Raw genomic sequence first — 16,038 nt, 5'->3', positions numbered from 1 at the left:
GAGTTGGTGCTACTTGTTTTTGGCCATGGGCGCCGCCATCTTCGACTCGACCTGATGCGGGCCTGATGCCGAGGGCCGGACGTCAAAGTCGAATATTGAGGTGGGCAGGTAGACAGTGGAGCACGAGTTGGGGATGTCAACAACGCCCGAAAGCCGGCCTTCGATCGGCGCTGCGCCGAGCAGCAGGTAGGCCTGCTCCCGGCTGTAGCCGAACTTGGTCAGATAGTCGATAGCGTGCAGACAGGCCCGCTGATAGGACAGGTGCGAATCCAGGTACTTCTGCTCTCCATCCAGGGTCACTGAAGTTCCGGAGAACGCGAGCCATTCGCTGAACCGCGGATCCACGATGCCCGGCATGAAGATGGCGTTTTCGCTGACTCCGTAAGTGTCCATGCCGCCCTTGATGAGATCGACATGCAGGTCCATGAAGCCGCCCATCTCGATGGCGCCGCAGAAGGTGATCTCGCCGTCGCCTTGGGAGAAGTGCAGATCACCCATCGACAGGTTGGCACCGTCCACGAAGACCGGATAGAAGACCCGGGTGCCCTTCGAGAAATTCTTGATGTCCTGGTTGCCGCCGTTTTCGCGAGGCGGCGCGGTGCGGGCAGCTTCGCCGGCCACCCGGTCGAAATCGGACTGTGGCACTCCCCCGAGGACAGCATCTTGAGGCAGCGGAGGCAAAGCCAGCGGCGGCACCCGGTTGGGATCCGTCGCGATGAGATCGCCCTCGCGCTTGTTCCATTTGGCCAGCAGTTCCGCGGACGGCGCCGTGCCCATCAGCCCTGGGTGGATCAGCCCGGTGAACGAGACCTCCGGAACGTGCCGCGAAGAGGCCACCTGCCCGGTGAAGTCCCAAATGGCCTTGTAGGCGTCCGGGAATTGTTCGGTCAGGAACCCACCGCCGTTGTTCGTAGAGAAGATGCCGGTGTACCCCCAGCCTTGTCCGGCCAAGGGTCCGGAATCCTCTTGCGGGATGGGCCCCACGTCCAAAATGTCTACCACCAGCAGGTCGCCCGGTTGTGCACCTTCAACGGCGAAGGGGCCGCTGAGTTTGTGCACGGTCGGCAACGGGGCATTAAGAATGTCTTCGGCCGAGTCGTCATTGACGATCGCGCCGTCAAACCATTCACGGCAATGAACGCGGAAGGAATCACCGGGCCTGACCGTGGCCACCGGCGGGATCTCCGGGTGCCACCGGTTGTGGCCGACTTTTTCCTGGTCCTCGAACTTCTTTGTTGAATCAAGGGGAAATATAACCTCAGGCATTTTTCTCTCTCCTTAGGATGATCTGAAAAAACTTGTTTCCTTAGGGTCTGGGAAGCTTTTGGTGCAGCGGGTTGGCAGTGTACGCCGGACGATTCTTTCCCTTACCGGGGAGCCCGGTGACAACCGGAGGTTCGTGCGCACTGCGCTTGGCGTCGTCGATCAGCCGAAACTGCGCAGACCCGGCACGGGAAAGGTGCGGCGCACTCATTTTGCGAGGTGACGTTTTGCCACAGGATGGGCAAGGCGCCGAATCAGGCGCTTCTCCCATTCCGCGTATCAGGTCGAAAACCGAGCATTCGGGGCACCGGTATTCGTAAATCGGCATCAGCAGCGGTTTCCTTTCCTTGAGGATGTTCCTCTTGGCTGTTTCCCTCGGCCGGCATGTCCTCCTAGGCAGTGGAGGCAGTGGCCGTGTCTTCGGTGGTACTCGCATGCGGAAGTCCCCTGCTGGCCAGGAAGAAGGCCACGGCCAAGCAGATTGCTCCGGCTACTGCCATGAGCAGGGCGCTGCCCCCGCCGGTCTCATACCGGTCCAACAGCAGCAGGAACGCCGGGATGGTGCCGGTCAGGAAGCTGACCAGAATGGTGAACCAACCGGTGGCGAGGGTCAGTGTTTCCTTATGCAACCCCAGCACAAGGAAGAACATGAACCAGAGCACCGCCCAGATGAGCCAGATGGATCCGAAGACCGGATCATTGACCGAGGTGAATTGAATGATGCCGATAACGACGGCGCAGATGGCGACGAACAGGGAGAACCATCCCAGCCCCTCGCCGGGGTAACCGGTGATCTGAAGAATCCCGACGTACAAGTACGTGAAACCGAAAAGGTACAGCCCTGCAGCACCGAAAATCACCGCAGGGTCATTATTTGCCTGCAGAATAATGAGCGTCGGGAAGATGACCTGCATAGTACCGACAAAAAAGTTGAGGATGGCGGCTGATTTTCCCGGAATGAGCCCCACCAGCATTAGGCCGTTTATGAACAAAACAGCCCCAACATACAATAAACCGACACTGCCCATGTTCGCTCCCGCGATACAGGTGATGCTTGAGGTGTAGCACTGAAGAGTATGGCGTTAAACCCACTTCAGAGAGCTCAACACCACGCACCGTAAACGGTGCCCGGATAGCACGTGTAGGATGTCCGGCTCAGCATAGTGGGACAAATTCTGGAGTGTCAACGACGTGGCGTTTAACCTGTCTGGACGGGTAAGTCGGCGGGCTAGAGCAGCGTCAGGGCCAGTCCAGCGGCCGCCGCCACAACGGTCATGATCAGCGTTCCCGCTGCGTTGATCAGCGCCAGGACGGGACGGCGGGACTGCAGCAGCCGGACGGTGTCCACGCTCGCCGTACTGAATGTGGTGTAGCCACCCAGGAACCCGGTCCCCAACACGGTCTGCAGGGCAGCCGGGGCGCCGTGGAAGATGACGGCGCCGGCGAGCAATCCGATGAGCAGCGATCCGCTGACATTGACCAGTATGGTGCCGAGAGGCAGCTCGCCCCTGAAGCGGGAACTGATCAGCCCGCCGAGGACGAACCGGGCAACCGCGCCTGCCCCACCGGCCAGCATCACCAAAAGGATCGTCATCTCGCATCCGTTTCAGCGCCGCTGGACTTCTGAGGACCGGCGGCCCGGCGAGCAGCCGCCACCCACACTCCGGCTGCCCCGGTTGCCAGCCCACCGACCACGGACAGCAGCATGAACGCCACGGCGTCGGCGATCCTGTCGGCTGACAGGAGAAGGGTGGCGTCCAGGGCAAGGGTGCTGTAGGTGGTGAAGGCTCCCAGGAAGCCGGTGCCGGCGAGCAGCCGCAATGTCCGGCGCGTGCCGACATCCGGCCCGCGCCGGGCGAGGGCTTCCAGCAACAGGCCGAGTGCGAAAGCCCCGCTGAGGTTGATGAGGAGGGTGGGCAACGGCCAGCCGTCCGGCGCGGGGATGGCCGTGTTCAGCCAGTACCGGCACGAGGTGCCCAGAGCCCCGCCGCCCATCACCATCAAGATTGCGGGCAGCTGTAGGTGCAGCGGTCTGGAGCCGGGGCGTTCTCGGCCGCCGCGGCTCATAGGTTCACCCTGTTGGGCAAATCGCTACGCAACAGCACATCAGCCAGTCTAGGGTTTCTCGTCCGGGTTCAAGGGATGACCCACCCGGCGAGGTTCCGAGCCGGGTGGGGCTACCCGCAGTGGGGGCCCGGTACAGCGGTCAACAGCTGCAACAGCGTCCTCGCCGCAGCCCGTGATGCAGAATCATGAAGAAGATCCTCCTCCTATGGTCGGTGTCGCTGCAGCAGCGGCCGGGTTCCGCTGGCCCGGTGCCAGGCCCAGCTTGGGCAGCGAGGCCAACAACTCGCGGGTGTACGGGTGCCGGGGGTGGTTGAAGACGTCCTCGGCGCTGCCTTGTTCCACGGCCCGGCCGTCTTTCATCACCAGCACCCGGTCGCTCATGTGGTGGATCACGCCCAAGTCATGGGAGATGAACAGGTAGCTCAGTCCTAGTTCCTGCTGCAGATCGGTGAGCAGGTCTAGTACCTGGGCCTGCACAGAAACATCGAGGGCGGATACCGCCTCATCCAGGACGATGACTTCCGGTTCCGGGGCGAGTGCCCTGGCGATGGCGAGGCGCTGGCGCTGGCCGCCGGAGAGCTGGAGCGGGTGTTTGGCCAGATGCTCCACCTGCAGCCCTACCTGGCCGGCCAACTCCAGGACGCGGGCTGCCCGCTCTGCCTCGCCGGGAAAGTCCCGCAGCGAGACGGCGTCCAAGAGAATCCGCTGGGCGTTCCAGCGTGGGTCGAACGAGCTCAGCGGGTCCTGGTACACCACGGTGACCGAGCGGCGGCGGGAACGCCGGGCCGCCGTCGAAATCCCGGTCCATGCCGCACCGTCCAGCAGCACCCGGCCGGCATCCGGTTCCAGCATGGCCAGCGCGATCTTGGCCGTGGTGCTTTTGCCCGAGCCGGATTCGCCGACGATCCCCAGGGTCTCCCCCGCCCGGAGTTCAAAGGAGACATCATCGACGACGGTGCGCATCACGCCGTCGTGGCCTTGGTAGCTTTTCACCAGTCCCTCTGCGTGTAGCACCGGCGGGGCGTCTGCAGGGCGTGCGGTCCGGGGACGCCGGCTGGTGGCGGTGATGCGGGCGCGGCCGTCCTTGGTCAGCGGGGTGCCCTTGGTGTGTTCGGACGGGATGGCGTCCAGCAGCGCCTGGGTGTATTCGTGCTGCGGGTGGTACAGCACCTGGCGGGCCGGGCCCTGCTCCACGATGGACCCGTCCTGCATCACGGCCACGTGGTCCGCCAAGGTGGCCACCACGGAGAGGTCGTGGCTGATCAGCACGATCCCGGTGCCGCGTTCCTTCATCCGGCCCAGCAGCTGCAGGATCTGCGCCTGGACGGTCACGTCCAGTGCAGTGGTGGGTTCGTCGGCAATCAGGATCCTGGGGTCCAACGCGATCGCAGAGGCGATCAATGCCCGCTGGCGCAGTCCGCCGGAAAGTTCATCCGGACGCTGCCCCGCCCTCAGTCCCGGCTGCGGGACGCCCACGCTGGCCAGAAGCTCCACTGCCTTTGCCGCACGCGAGCGCTGGTTGCCCCAGCCGTGCAGCCGCAGTGCCTCTTCAATCTCCTTGCCCACCGGGCGCAGCGGATCCAGCGAAACCAGTGCGTCCTGCAGCACGAACCCGATGTCCTTGCCGCGCAGCCGGCGCCACTGCCGCTCCCCCAGCTCCCCGATCTGGTGGCCGGCCAGTTCCAGCCGCTCCGCCTGCACCGCGGCGTTGGCACCGGGCAACCCCACCAAGGTGCGCGCGGTGACCGACTTGCCGGATCCGGACTCGCCCACGATGGCCAGGCATTCGCCAGCGGCGAGCCGCAGGTCCACGCCCTTGACCACGTGGTTCAACCGGGCGTTCCTGCCGCGGCCGGCGTTGAAGGAGACGTTCAGGTTGCGGACGTTGAGCAGTTCCTGCCGGACGGTGCCGGCGGTTGCGGTTTGTTCCAGCGTGGCGGTCATGAGCGGGCTCCTTCAAGCTTCTTCTGCAGGTGGTGTCCCAGCACGGTGGCGGCAAGGGCAATGGCAACGATGGCCAGACCGGGCATCACTTCCAGCCACCAGGCCCGGGTGATGAACATGCGGCCGGCGTCCAGCAGCGCACCCCATTCCGGTGAAGGCGGCGCAACTCCCAGGCCCAAAAAGGCGAGGCCTGACGCCCAAACAATGGATTGCCCGATGCCCAGGGTGACGACGGCGACCAGCGGACGCATGGCGTTGGGGAAAACGTGCTGGCGCAGAACCGTCCAGCGACTGTGTCCGAGCGCGTGCGCCGCCTCCACATATCCGGAGTTCTTCACGGCGAGGACCTGGCCGCGGATCATCCGAGCGTAGCCGGGCGCGGTGCCCAGCCCGACGGCAACAATCTGGGTGGTGACGCTGGGGCCGTAGACAGTCACGAACAGCATGGCCAGCAGCAGCACCGGAAAGGCAAACAGGACCTCCAGGCTGCGGCTGATCAGCCCGTCGAAGATTTTCCCGCCGAGCCCGGATACGACTCCCAGAACCACGGCGATGGCCATGGACAGCCCGGTGGCGCCGAGCCCGATCAGCAGCGACTCCCGGGTTCCGTAGACCACCCGGGTGTAGAGGTCGCGGCCGGACTGGTCGGTGCCGAACGGGTGGGTCAGGCTGGGTGCCTGCAGCGCGTTGGGCAGGTCGATGGCGAACGGATCGCGCCCGGTGAGCAGGTGTGGTGCCAGCGCGGCCAGCACAAAGAAGAGCACGACGGCGACCGCCACCGCCGGGAGCAGCGGAACCTCGCGAAACCGTTGCCACGCGGCGGCCGGGACGTTGACGGATGGGTTCAGGGTGGAGGTGCTCATGAGTTCTTCAACCTCGGATCAATAAGGGTGTAGGCGATGTCCACCAGCAGGTTGGCCAGCACATAGATGGCGGCGATCAGAATGACAATGCCGCAGACCACCGGCAGGTCACGGGAATTGACCGCGGTGACCAGCACCTTGCCCAGTCCGGGACGGCTGAAAATGCTTTCGGCGATCACCGCCCCGGAGAACAGCGACCCCAGCGCCCAGCCGGAAAGCGTGACGCCGGGCAGCACCGAATGCCGGAGCACGTGGCGCAACCGCACCCCGGTGTCCCCCATGCCGCGCATCCGGGCGGACAGGGCAAACGGCTGGTCCATGCCCTTCTCGAATTCGGTCCGGGTGACCTGGCCGAGGAATCCGGCCAGCGGGATGCCCAGCGTCAGGGCAGGCAGGACCAGACCGGCCAGACCGGAGCCGCCGACCACCGGGAACCAGCCCAGGTTCAGCGCGAACACCACCAGCAAGAGCACGCCCAGCCAATACTGCGGAAGGCCGGCCGCCACGGCTTCGAGCCCGGAGGCCACGGAGGATACCGCCCGGCTGCGGCGGGCCGTTCCCACGATCACCACGGCGGAGATGAGCCATGCGACCAGCAGCGAGGCGAAGGTCAGTCCGATGGTGGGGCCGATCTGATCGCCGATCACCTCGGTGACCGGTTTGTGCAATTGGTAGGAGACGCCCAGATTTCCGGTGGCCAGGTCGGCCAGGAAGCGGAAGTACTGCACGATCAGCGGATCGTCGAAACCGTATTTCGCGTTGATCGGTGCCAGTTCCGCGGCGGTGCGCTGCTGGACCTGCCCGGCGAGCTGGTTCAGCAGCAGTGTGGCCCGGTCGCCGGGCAGCAGCGCCTGGATCAGGAAAGTGAAGGTGGCGGCGGCCCAGACCACCCCGACGGCGGTCAGCAGCCGGCCAGCCGCCCGACGCAGCCCCGGCGAGGTCACCAGGTTGTTCGGCCGCGGCGGGCGGCGTCCCGGTTGGCTGGCCGCGCCGCCGGTGCCGCCGCCCGCGGTGGAGGCAGCGCCGTCGTACCTTGCGGCCTTCGGTAGGAGGCCGGTGCCGTTGTTGAGTGTGCTCATGGCGGCCGTTCCTTACTCGGTGAAGTATGCGTCGTGGAAAACCGGCTCGCCCTGCGATGCCTCCAGCCAGACGTCCTGTAGGTTCTGGCTGGTAGCGACGGTGGACGTCTGCGTGTAGAGGCCCACCGCCACCGCCTCGTCGCTGAGCCGCTGTTGGGCCTGGGCGTAGAACGTGTTGGCTTCCTCGGTGCTTGGGGCCGAGTTCGCCTTCAGGATCAGGTCTTCGATTTCCGCATTGTTGTAGAACGCGGTGTTGGCGTAGTTCGGGTTTTTGGCGGTGTTCTGCCGGAAGTTGATGTAGAGGATGCCGGCGGTTGGGCTGGTCCAGTACCCCAGCTGGGCGTCGTAGCTGTCCGGTGTGGAATAGGCGCCGCCGAACAGGTCCGCCTGGGTGATCGGCAGCAGGTTCACCTTGAAGCCGACCGGCTTGACCTGTTCCTGCAGGTTCTGCAGCGCGGTGGCCCCCTCGGTGGTGACGATCGAGTTCAGGCCGAAGACGATGTCGATCGCCAACTCCTGGCCGTCCTTGGTGCGGATGCCGTCCGCGTTGCGCTTGGTCCAACCGGCTTCGTCCAGCAGCGCGTTGGCCTTGGCCTGGTCGAACGGGTATTCACCGGCAATCTGCGCGTTGTAGCCCGGGGTGCTCTGGCTGACCGTGCCGTTGGGCTCGAACGGGACCACGCCCAGGAACGCGGAGTCCACCACTGCTTTGCGGTCGGCGCTGTAGGCGAAGGCCTGGCGGACCTTGGTGTCAGTGAAGGGGCCCTCAACGGTATTGAGCGAGAGCGTGACCGGGCGGCCCGGCGTGATGTACTGCTGCACGTGGAACTGGGACTTGGCCGTTTCGAAGTCCACCGTGGGCACCTCGCCGATGGCGTCCGACTCGCCGCTGGTCAGCGAGCCGAAGCGCGAGGTGTTGTCCTGCACGAACGACCAGACCACCGAGTCCACGTAGGCCGGGCCTTGGTGCTTGGCGTTTTGCGGTGCGGAGTTGTAGTCCGGATTCTGCCGGAACGTGACCGACTCGCCGCGCTTCCAGTCGCCCACCGTGAAGGGACCGGAGCCGATCGGAGCCTCGCAGTTCTGCTGTTCGGTCCGCTCCTTGAGCGCGGCGGCGGACTGGATGCCGAAGTAGCCCTGGCTGAGCGCGGAGAGCAGCGGCGAGTACGGCGCGGACAACTTCACCTCCAGTGTGTTGGCGTCCACCGCTTTGCTGGTCTCGTAGTACTCCTGGATGTAGGCCTGCACGGTGCCGTTGCCGCCGCCGGTCCAGTATTCGAAGTTGTCGCTCACGGCCTGCGCGTCCACCGGAGTGCCGTCGGTGAACTTGACGCCTTCCTTCAGCTTGAAGGTCCAGGTCAGCTGGTCCTCGCTGACGCTCCATTCCTCGGCCAGCCAGGGGACGATGCTGCCGTCCTCGGTCTGCGATACCAGCGAATCCAGCACCTGCCGCGACAGGTAGGCCTGCTGGACCCAGCCGCCGTAGATGCAGGGCGGCTCCTGCAGATGGGCATAGCGGATGGTCCCGCCGTCCACCTTCTCCCCCGCGGCAGCGCCGGCCGCTCCGCCGGAACCGCTGCCGCATGCCGTCAGCGCCAGCACGCCAAGCAGCGCGGCGGCGGAGGCTGCTCTCCGGCCTGACCCCTTTCCGCCATTGGTGTGAAGGCTGCTCCGCCCGATGACGGGCAGGCCGTTGCGCAGTCGCGGTCGGCTTGGATCGGTGGTGGACGGCTGGTACGCCGGCTGGCGGTTTTTCACGGTGCTGCTCCTTGGGACGGCCGATGTGGATCGGTCAGGTAGATGGGTGGAGACAGTCCAACCCACGCCCGGCACCCCGGCCAAAGTTTGTTGCGGTAGCCGGCGCCGCCGTCGTCATCCCGTCATTGCGAGACATAAAGGGGCAATGTTGCGTCACCCGGCGCCATGGAAGCCACGACGGCGACACACAACTTCCGCTGCCCGAGGGATGGGGGTCAGCATCGAGGGCACAAGGAAACCGCCGCCAGGCCCTCGAGGACAAGGACAGCCGTCATGCCCAAGCCACTGCATTTCAACGCGTTCGTGATGAACACCGCCAGCCACATCCACCACGGCCAGTGGCGCCGGCCCGATGCCGGCCAGACCGAATTCAACGACGTGGACACCTGGATTGGTTTGGCGCAGACGCTGGAAGCCGCCAAGTTCGACGCCATGTTCTTCGCCGACGTTTCGGGACTCTACGGTGACCCCGAGGCCGACTTCGACGTCTACGCGCACCAGGGTCTGCAGATCCCGTCGAACGATCCGACGGTGCTGCTCGCGGCGCTCGCCGTGCATACCCAGCACATCGGATTGGCGACGACGTCGAACGTGGTGCAGAACCACCCGTTCAACTTCGCCCGGCAGATGAGCACGTTGGACCATATCTCCCGCGGACGGATCGCTTGGAACATCGTCACCGGAATCAACGAGAACGCCTCGCGCAACTACGGCCTCCCGGCGCTGACGGACCACACCGAGCGCTACGCGTGGGCGGACGAGTACGTCGACATCGTGTACAAGCTCTGGGAGGGCTCCTGGGACGAGGGCGCGCTACTGAAGGACAAGGAAGGCGGCCGGTTCTCCGACCCGTCAAAGATCCACAAGATCTTCCATCAGAGCGCCCGCTACCGGGTGGAGGGCCCGCACCTGCCCGCGCCGTCGCCGCAGCGCACACCCGTGCTGTTCCAGGCAGGCTCTTCCACATCGGGCCGCGAATTCGCCGCGCGCAACGCCGAGGCCGCATTCATCATCGCGCCGACCCGTGATGTCGCACGCCAGATCGTCGACGACACCCGGCGCCGCGCCGCCACCCACGGCCGGCTGCCGGAAGACATTAAGTTCTTCGCCGGGCTGTCCTTCATCATCGGTGAGACGGAGGCCGAGGCGAAGGCGAAGGAGGCAGAGTACGACCGCTACGTCTCGGTCGAGGGCTACTTGGCGCACATGGCCATCCTGGACCGCACCGGCCGGGTCTACCCGCCGAAGACCCCGCTCTCGGAAGTGGACACGAACACGTCAAAGGGCTTCACCGAGTGGCTCTCCAAGGCCATCACCGATCGCGAACCGCTGATCGAAGACCTGGCCTGGCTACAGGCCCGCAATTCGCGCATTGTCGGCACGCCGGAGCAGATAGCTGACCAGCTGGAGCTGTGGCGCGACGCCGGTGTGGACGGCATCAACGTGATCAACTGGGTGATCCCCGGTTCCTTCGAGGAGTTCGGCGAGAAAGTCATGCCGGTGCTGCGCGAGCGGGGCCTGGCGCAGCGCGAGTACGCCGAAGGCCCGCTGCGGCAGAAGCTGTTTGGCGCTCCGCTGCTCAACGACCGCCACCCGGCTGCAGGCTACCGCGGCGCCTTCGCGGGAGGCCCGGCCAGCTGGGAGGAGGCGAACGCTGCGGCGCGGCCCGCAGCGGAGACAGCCGCACCGGCCAACGTTTAGGCACCGCTGCTACCGGCGCTGCCGCTCCGGGTCAGCGGTAGCGCCCCGCCCCTTGGCGTTTCATCGCTGGGGTGGGGCACCGCCGTAGTCCGTAGGAGTCACGTGGTCTCGGCGAGTACTTCCTTGATTCCGTCGACGAACTGGTCCAGGTCGCCGGGGTTGCGGGAGGTCACCAGCGTCCAGCCGTGCTCCCGGTCGATCACCACGGGCTCGTCGTCCCAGCGACCGCCGGAGTTCATGATGTCCGCCTTGAGCGAGATGTACGAGGTCAGCGTCTTGCCCCGCGTGCGTTCGGTTTCCACCAGCAGCCAGGGCCCGTGGCAGATCGCGGCGATCGGCCGGCCGGATTCGGAGAAGGAGCGCACGATTCCCTGGGCATCCGGGTCCAGCCGCAGCGCGTCAGCGTTCAGCGTGCCGCCGGGCAGCACCAGCAGGTCGTAGTCGCCGTCGGAAACATCGGGCAAGGGCTTGTCTACCGGGATTTTCTCGCCGCGTTCCCAGTCTCCGACCAGGGTTTCCACCTCGCCGGCCTCGGACGCCGCGACGAGGACGTCGACGCCGGCGGCACGGAGCTTTTCCACCGGAACTTTTAATTCGTCCTGCTCAACGCCGCGATTGCTGACCGCAACCAAGACTTTTTTACCTGCAATTTCGGGCATGGTTTTCCGTCCTTCCTTCAGGGATGTTCGGACTCTTCCCACCTTGCCACCGCTGGGAAGCGAAGCCAAGGGCCCTTCCAACGGCCCGGCCCGCCTCGGGACCTCTGCCGCCGCTGGCCCTCTTGACGGAGCGCGACGGCAAGGATGCACTTGAAATCAGCACCGCGCCTGTGCAGCCAAAGTCAATAAGGAGACGCCGTGAAGCTTCCACATCCCCGGGGTCCGGTCAGCGAGACCCTATTGAACGCACTGCCGCGCGACGATGCTTCGGACGCTCTGCCGCAACTCCTGGCCGCCGCTGAGCAGGCTGTTGCCGCCACCGAGGACGTGTTGTACGACGACGATCTGCAGCTGGCGCTGTTCTGCCTGTACGAACTGCACTACGGCGGGCTGGAAGGCGTGGACGACCGGTGGGAATGGGACGTGCAGCTGTTGCAGGTCCGCGCGCTGATCGAGCAGCGGCTTGAGGCCAGGCTGCGCGAATCCGTCTCCGTGTCCATCCCGGAGAAACTCACGTCGCAGGCTGTGGCGGACCGGCTGTTCGAGCTGGCAGCGGACGACGACGGGCCAAGCGTCTCCGCTTTCCTGGCCCGGGACGCCACGGCGGAGCAGGCCAACGAATTTGTGGTGCTGCGTTCGGTGTACCAACTCAAGGAGGCCGACCCGCATACCTGGGCCATCCCGCGGCTGCGCGGCCGGGCAAAGTCGGCCATGGTGGAAATCCAGGCAGACGAATACGGCGGCGGCAAGCCCGGCCGGATCCACGCGGAGCTTTTCGCCCGCACCATGCAGGGCCTGGGGCTCAATCCGGCTTTCGGAGCCTACGTCGACTGCATTCCGGCCATCACGTTGGCATCGGTCAACACCATGTCCCTCTTCGGGCTGCACCGCCGCCTGCGCGGAGCCATCTGCGGCCACTTGGCCATCTACGAAATGACCTCGTCGATTCCCAACGGCAAATACGCCCGCGGATTCCGCCGGCTGGGGTACGGCGAGCAAGTGACCGAGTATTTTGACGAGCACGTGGAAGCCGACGCGGTGCACGAACAGATTGCCGGGCGGGACTTGGCCGGCGGATTGATTACCGGCGACCCGACCTTGGCCGCGGACGTGTTCTTTGGGGCCGGCAGCGCCCTCTATCTGGACGGGCTCGCAGGCGGATGGCAAATGGACGCCTGGACTGCCGGCCGCTCCGCGCTGCGCCAACCGCTTGATCCAGGCACGGAGGCTCCGGTCGCGGCCGGCGCAGCAGTGTGAGGATCGAGTACGTCCTGCCGTTGAAGTGGCGGGACAGTGGTGGCGACGCCGAACTGACCGCCTACTTGGAATCGCTGCCGGAGTGGGCGGACCTCACGGTGGTGGACGGCTCGCCGGATCCTGTCTTCGCCCAGCATCACCTGCTCTGGCGGCAGCGCGGACAGCATTTGCGCCCGGACGGGCCGTCGACATCCAACGGGAAGGTGCAGGGCGTGCTCACCGGGCTGCGGCACTCCCGGCATGAGCTCGTGATCATTGCCGACGACGATGTCCGCTACACGCCGGAGTCGCTGGCCTCGGTGGCGGGTTTGCTGGTGCAGGCCGACCTGGTGCGGCCGCAGAACTTCTTCGACCCGCTGCCGTGGCACGCACGCTGGGACACCGCCCGGTCGCTGCTAAACCGGGCCTTCGCCTCGGACTACCCCGGCACCATGGCCGTCCGCCGCTCGGTGCTGCTGCAGACACAGGGGTACCGCGGCGACGTCTTGTTCGAGAACCTGGAGCTCATCCGGACGGTCCAAGCCGCCGGCGGCCGCCAGATCAGGGCGGACGGGGTGTACGTCCGCCGATTGCCGCCGACGCTGCGGCACTTCGTGGGTCCGCGGGTCCGGCAGGCCTATGATTCGCAGACCCAGCCGGCCCGGCTGGCCGTGGAACTGCTGCTGCTGCCGCTGATGGTGGTCTTGGTCCGCCGCCCCGCGGCCTGTGCCGCGCTGGCTGCCGCCGCCGTCGTCATGGCGGAAGCCGGACGACGGCGGGCGGGCGGTGAGCAGGTGTTCAGTATGTGGGCCGCCTGGTGGGCGCCGCTCTGGTTGCTGGAGCGCGCGGTGACGTCGTGGATCGCGCTGGCCTGGCGCTGTGCCGGCGGTATGCCCTACGGCGGTCGGCGCCTGCGGACTGCAGCCAGCAGCCCGGCGGCACTGCGGCGGCAGTACGGCCATCTCAACCGAGGAGAACTGTATGACGAGCAAGGATCCGACAGAGATCGTGGTCTGCCCCGACGGGCCGCTGCTGGTGCGCGGCGACTTTGACCTGGTGGACGGCGACGGCGAAGCGGTGGCCCGGTCGCGGGAGACCGTAGCGTTGTGCCGCTGCGGCGGATCGGGCATCAAGCCCTACTGCGACGGCACGCACAAACTGCTCGCGGCCAGACGCAAACAATCCGCCAAGTCTCAGCCTGCGCCGGATGCGTGACGACCGCGGGGTGGCCGGGCCGGACCTGATCAAGAACAGAACACCGGCGGGACGGCTCCTCGCCGGGTGGATGGCCCGGCTCAGCAGTCTCCTGGGACCGCACGCCGCGTTGCTTCTCACCCTGGCCGTCGGGGCTCTGATCGCTGTCCTGCTCACCGTGGCGTCGACGGAAATCTATGAGGCGGTGACCGAGGGAGACGGTGTTTCCGCCTTGGACCAACCGGCTCTGGACGGCGCACGGACACTCCGGTCGCCCTGGCTCGACACAACGGTCACGGCGTTTACAACTATCGGCGGCCCCATCGGTATGCCGATTCTGGCCATCGCGGCTCTGGTCATCCTGACCCTCCACCGGAGGTCGTGGACGCCCGCCATTTTGATCGTGACTGCGGGTGTGGGGTCGTTGTTGATGACGGTGGTGGCCAAGCAGTTCATTGGACGGGCCCGGCCGCCGCTCGCGGACGCGGTGCCGCCGTACGAATATTCGGCGTCGTTCCCCAGTGGGCATTCCCTCAATGCGGTGGTGATCGCGGGCGTTGTGGCCTATCTGCTGATCCTGCGCCAGGCCCGGCGGCAATCCAGGATTTTCACGGCTGGCGCCGCGGCCTTGTTTGCGATGGCCATGGGGTTGAGCCGGGTCTTCCTGGGCCATCACTGGTTCACCGATGTGCTGGTTGCGTGGACCCTTGGAATCGCGTGGCTGGCCCTGGTGATCACGGCCCACAGGCTCTATCTCACCATCTGGTACCGGGACCCCGACGCCGGCTGAAGGTCTGCTCCGGTGTCTGTGCTGGCCGGACAGCATAGGCACCGGACGGCTGGGCGCTAGGCTGGAAGCCCCGAACGTCAGGAGTGTTCCATGGCTTCTATTGCCCCTTCCCTGTTGACCAGCGCCGGCTTGATCGGCGGCTTCCAGACCGCCCGCGCCACCAAGAACCGACCACTGGGCGGAGCCGTGCTGGCCGCGGCCGGCGCCGGTGCCTTCGCTCTCTGGAAGCGCGACGCCGGTACGGGCCGGGCTGCTGCGCTCACCGCCGGATATTTGGCCGCTTTCGGGCTGTCCCACCCACTGGCCAAGAAGATCGGTGCCTGGCCTTCCGTCTATACGGTGACGGCAGCGACGGCGTTGGCGTCACTGGTCTTCGGCCGCAAGCGCTGACCTAGTCTTCCGGACGGTCCCAGTAGAGCTGGCCGCCGGCGCTTCTGGCGCCGGCTGACGGCTCATGCCGTGATTCTTTGCCACCCGGCAGGAGGTGCACGACGTCCACGCAGTGCAAGACCACCATCACATCGGAAATGAGCCGACGGTGGCACCGCCACCACACGCTCTCGCTGCACATGATGGCCACTTCGGCGGCTTCGGCGTCGGCCAGCAGACGCGCCAGACCGTCCGCGAACTCCGGGGTGCGGGTGTAGGCGGCGTAGGCGCGGAAGGCGGCGACCCGCCACCAACTGTCGGGCTCCGGCTCCCCCGCCGCAATCCGGCGTCGCCCGCCCAACGCTTCTTCCCAGCGGTAGCCCAGGCCGGCGTCGCGAAGCCATCCGGCGAGCGCCTCCCGGCCCATCTCCGGGTGCTTGCGGCTGCCCGGGAATCGGCGCACGTCAACGACTTTTTGCACGCCGGCTCCCTTGAGCAGTGCAGCGAGTTCGTCAGGCGTGCTGGTGCCGTGACCAAACGTGAACAACCGGCGTGGAATGTCCTGGCCCATCGGCAACGGGCGCTACGGGCGGACCGATCCGCGCGTCTTGCGGTCCCGCAGCCGCAACTGGATGATCCGGGCCGCACCGGCGGCTGCCACCACAATCCCGCCGGCGACCGCGGCAATGAACAGCGCAAGCCCCAGGCCAACCTGCCCCTCGAAGCCGAAGTAGCGCAAGAGGACCTGGTCCTGGTTCTGCGCGATAAAGATGATCAGCAGCACCAGCAGGATCAGTGCGATCACAACCGAGGTCCAGATCATGCCCAGCCGTGTGTTCCGCTGGTTCGCCTGCGTGCCCGTCGGCCGACCGCTGACCGGTCCGCCGGTCCCCGGCTCTACTGCGTCCGAGGCCCCGCGGCCGGACCCGCCGGACCGTCCCGTAGCCGATCGGCCGCCCTCAGCCTCGAGGCCGTCCGGCCCGGTGCCGTGCGGTTTGGAAGCCATGACTGTCCCGCCTTTCGCCGCTGCCGCCTTTTCCCACAGCGTAGACGAACAGCCCGCCGGGCAACACCGGGCGTAGAACGCGGAAACCCTGTGTGCCGCTACTTCACGG

General features: G+C 66.2%; 18 protein-coding genes. 6 read left to right on the top strand and 12 right to left on the bottom strand.

Annotated elements, in window-relative coordinates:
• Nucleotides 1–9: 9 nt before the first annotated feature.
• From fmdA to ACMX2H_RS15035, 9 genes are all read right to left on the bottom strand, one after another.
• A complete protein-coding gene (fmdA, locus tag ACMX2H_RS15075) occupies nt 10–1,266 on the bottom strand; it encodes a formamidase (RefSeq protein WP_414961528.1) in 1,257 nt (418 codons plus the stop codon).
• 40 nt (nt 1,267–1,306) lie between these two features.
• On the bottom strand, nt 1,307–1,591 hold the full coding sequence (locus ACMX2H_RS15070) for an FmdB family zinc ribbon protein (RefSeq protein ID WP_414961526.1): 285 nt from the start codon (nt 1,589–1,591) through the stop codon (nt 1,307–1,309).
• A gap of 64 nt (nt 1,592–1,655) precedes the next feature.
• Entirely contained in the window at nt 1,656–2,291 is a 636-nt protein-coding gene (locus ACMX2H_RS15065; RefSeq protein WP_414961525.1) for an AmiS/UreI family transporter, read from the bottom strand.
• A gap of 200 nt (nt 2,292–2,491) precedes the next feature.
• Nucleotides 2,492–2,857 carry a fluoride efflux transporter CrcB gene (crcB, locus tag ACMX2H_RS15060; protein WP_414961523.1) on the bottom strand — a complete coding sequence of 122 codons (366 nt, stop codon included), beginning with the start codon at nt 2,855–2,857 and terminating at the stop codon, nt 2,492–2,494.
• Nucleotides 2,854–3,330 (bottom strand): fluoride efflux transporter FluC, encoded by a 477-nt coding sequence (locus tag ACMX2H_RS15055; RefSeq protein ID WP_414961521.1) that lies wholly within the window; start codon nt 3,328–3,330, stop codon nt 2,854–2,856. The genes crcB and ACMX2H_RS15055 overlap by 4 nt, the downstream gene beginning before the upstream one ends.
• 183 nt (nt 3,331–3,513) lie before the next feature.
• Nucleotides 3,514–5,274: a dipeptide ABC transporter ATP-binding protein gene (locus tag ACMX2H_RS15050; protein ID WP_414961519.1), complete on the bottom strand. Its 1,761-nt coding sequence runs from the start codon at nt 5,272–5,274 to the stop codon at nt 3,514–3,516.
• Nucleotides 5,271–6,137: an ABC transporter permease gene (locus tag ACMX2H_RS15045; protein ID WP_414961517.1), complete on the bottom strand. Its 867-nt coding sequence runs from the start codon at nt 6,135–6,137 to the stop codon at nt 5,271–5,273. The genes ACMX2H_RS15050 and ACMX2H_RS15045 overlap by 4 nt, the downstream gene beginning before the upstream one ends.
• Nucleotides 6,134–7,216, bottom strand: a complete 1,083-nt coding sequence (locus ACMX2H_RS15040; RefSeq protein WP_414961515.1) for an ABC transporter permease — start codon at nt 7,214–7,216, stop codon at nt 6,134–6,136. Before ACMX2H_RS15040 ends, ACMX2H_RS15045 begins: the two co-directional genes overlap by 4 nt.
• A 12-nt stretch (nt 7,217–7,228) precedes the next feature.
• Nucleotides 7,229–8,974, bottom strand: a complete 1,746-nt coding sequence (locus tag ACMX2H_RS15035) for an ABC transporter substrate-binding protein (RefSeq protein WP_414961513.1) — start codon at nt 8,972–8,974, stop codon at nt 7,229–7,231.
• Nucleotides 8,975–9,247: 273 nt separating this feature from the next.
• Between ACMX2H_RS15035 and ACMX2H_RS15030 the strand changes: the two genes are divergently transcribed.
• Complete coding sequence (locus ACMX2H_RS15030) at nt 9,248–10,675, top strand: NtaA/DmoA family FMN-dependent monooxygenase (protein WP_414961511.1); 1,428 nt, start codon at nt 9,248–9,250, stop codon at nt 10,673–10,675.
• A gap of 98 nt (nt 10,676–10,773) precedes the next feature.
• Here the strand turns inward: ACMX2H_RS15030 and ACMX2H_RS15025 are convergent, their stop codons facing one another.
• Nucleotides 10,774–11,334 carry a type 1 glutamine amidotransferase domain-containing protein gene (locus ACMX2H_RS15025; RefSeq protein ID WP_414961509.1) on the bottom strand — a complete coding sequence of 187 codons (561 nt, stop codon included), beginning with the start codon at nt 11,332–11,334 and terminating at the stop codon, nt 10,774–10,776.
• A gap of 198 nt (nt 11,335–11,532) precedes the next feature.
• Here ACMX2H_RS15025 and ACMX2H_RS15020 point away from each other — a divergent pair, with 198 nt between their 5' ends.
• The 5 genes from ACMX2H_RS15020 (at nt 11,533) to ACMX2H_RS15000 (ending at nt 14,944) form a co-directional block, all read left to right on the top strand.
• On the top strand, nt 11,533–12,591 hold the full coding sequence (locus tag ACMX2H_RS15020; RefSeq protein WP_414961507.1) for an iron-containing redox enzyme family protein: 1,059 nt from the start codon (nt 11,533–11,535) through the stop codon (nt 12,589–12,591).
• Complete coding sequence (locus ACMX2H_RS15015) at nt 12,588–13,622, top strand: glycosyltransferase family 2 protein (protein ID WP_414961505.1); 1,035 nt, start codon at nt 12,588–12,590, stop codon at nt 13,620–13,622. Before ACMX2H_RS15020 ends, ACMX2H_RS15015 begins: the two co-directional genes overlap by 4 nt.
• Complete coding sequence (locus ACMX2H_RS15010; protein WP_414961503.1) at nt 13,552–13,785, top strand: CDGSH iron-sulfur domain-containing protein; 234 nt, start codon at nt 13,552–13,554, stop codon at nt 13,783–13,785. The genes ACMX2H_RS15015 and ACMX2H_RS15010 overlap by 71 nt, the downstream gene beginning before the upstream one ends.
• A complete protein-coding gene (locus tag ACMX2H_RS15005; protein WP_414961501.1) occupies nt 13,778–14,554 on the top strand; it encodes a phosphatase PAP2 family protein in 777 nt (258 codons plus the stop codon). Before ACMX2H_RS15010 ends, ACMX2H_RS15005 begins: the two co-directional genes overlap by 8 nt.
• Nucleotides 14,555–14,644: 90 nt before the next feature.
• Nucleotides 14,645–14,944 (top strand): hypothetical protein, encoded by a 300-nt coding sequence (locus ACMX2H_RS15000; protein WP_414961500.1) that lies wholly within the window; start codon nt 14,645–14,647, stop codon nt 14,942–14,944.
• 1 nt (nt 14,945) lies between these two features.
• Here ACMX2H_RS15000 and ACMX2H_RS14995 read toward each other — a convergent pair whose 3' ends face one another.
• Nucleotides 14,946–15,494, bottom strand: a complete 549-nt coding sequence (locus ACMX2H_RS14995; protein ID WP_414961498.1) for a DUF488 domain-containing protein — start codon at nt 15,492–15,494, stop codon at nt 14,946–14,948.
• A gap of 12 nt (nt 15,495–15,506) precedes the next feature.
• On the bottom strand, nt 15,507–15,929 hold the full coding sequence (locus ACMX2H_RS14990; RefSeq protein ID WP_414961496.1) for a lipopolysaccharide assembly protein LapA domain-containing protein: 423 nt from the start codon (nt 15,927–15,929) through the stop codon (nt 15,507–15,509).
• Nucleotides 15,930–16,038: the final 109 nt, after the last annotated feature.

The sequence above is a fragment of the Arthrobacter sulfonylureivorans genome, assembly GCF_047607445.1.
GTDB lineage: Bacteria > Actinomycetota > Actinomycetes > Actinomycetales > Micrococcaceae > Crystallibacter > Crystallibacter sulfonylureivorans_A.
This window is presented reverse-complemented; position numbering and strand designations above follow the sequence as displayed.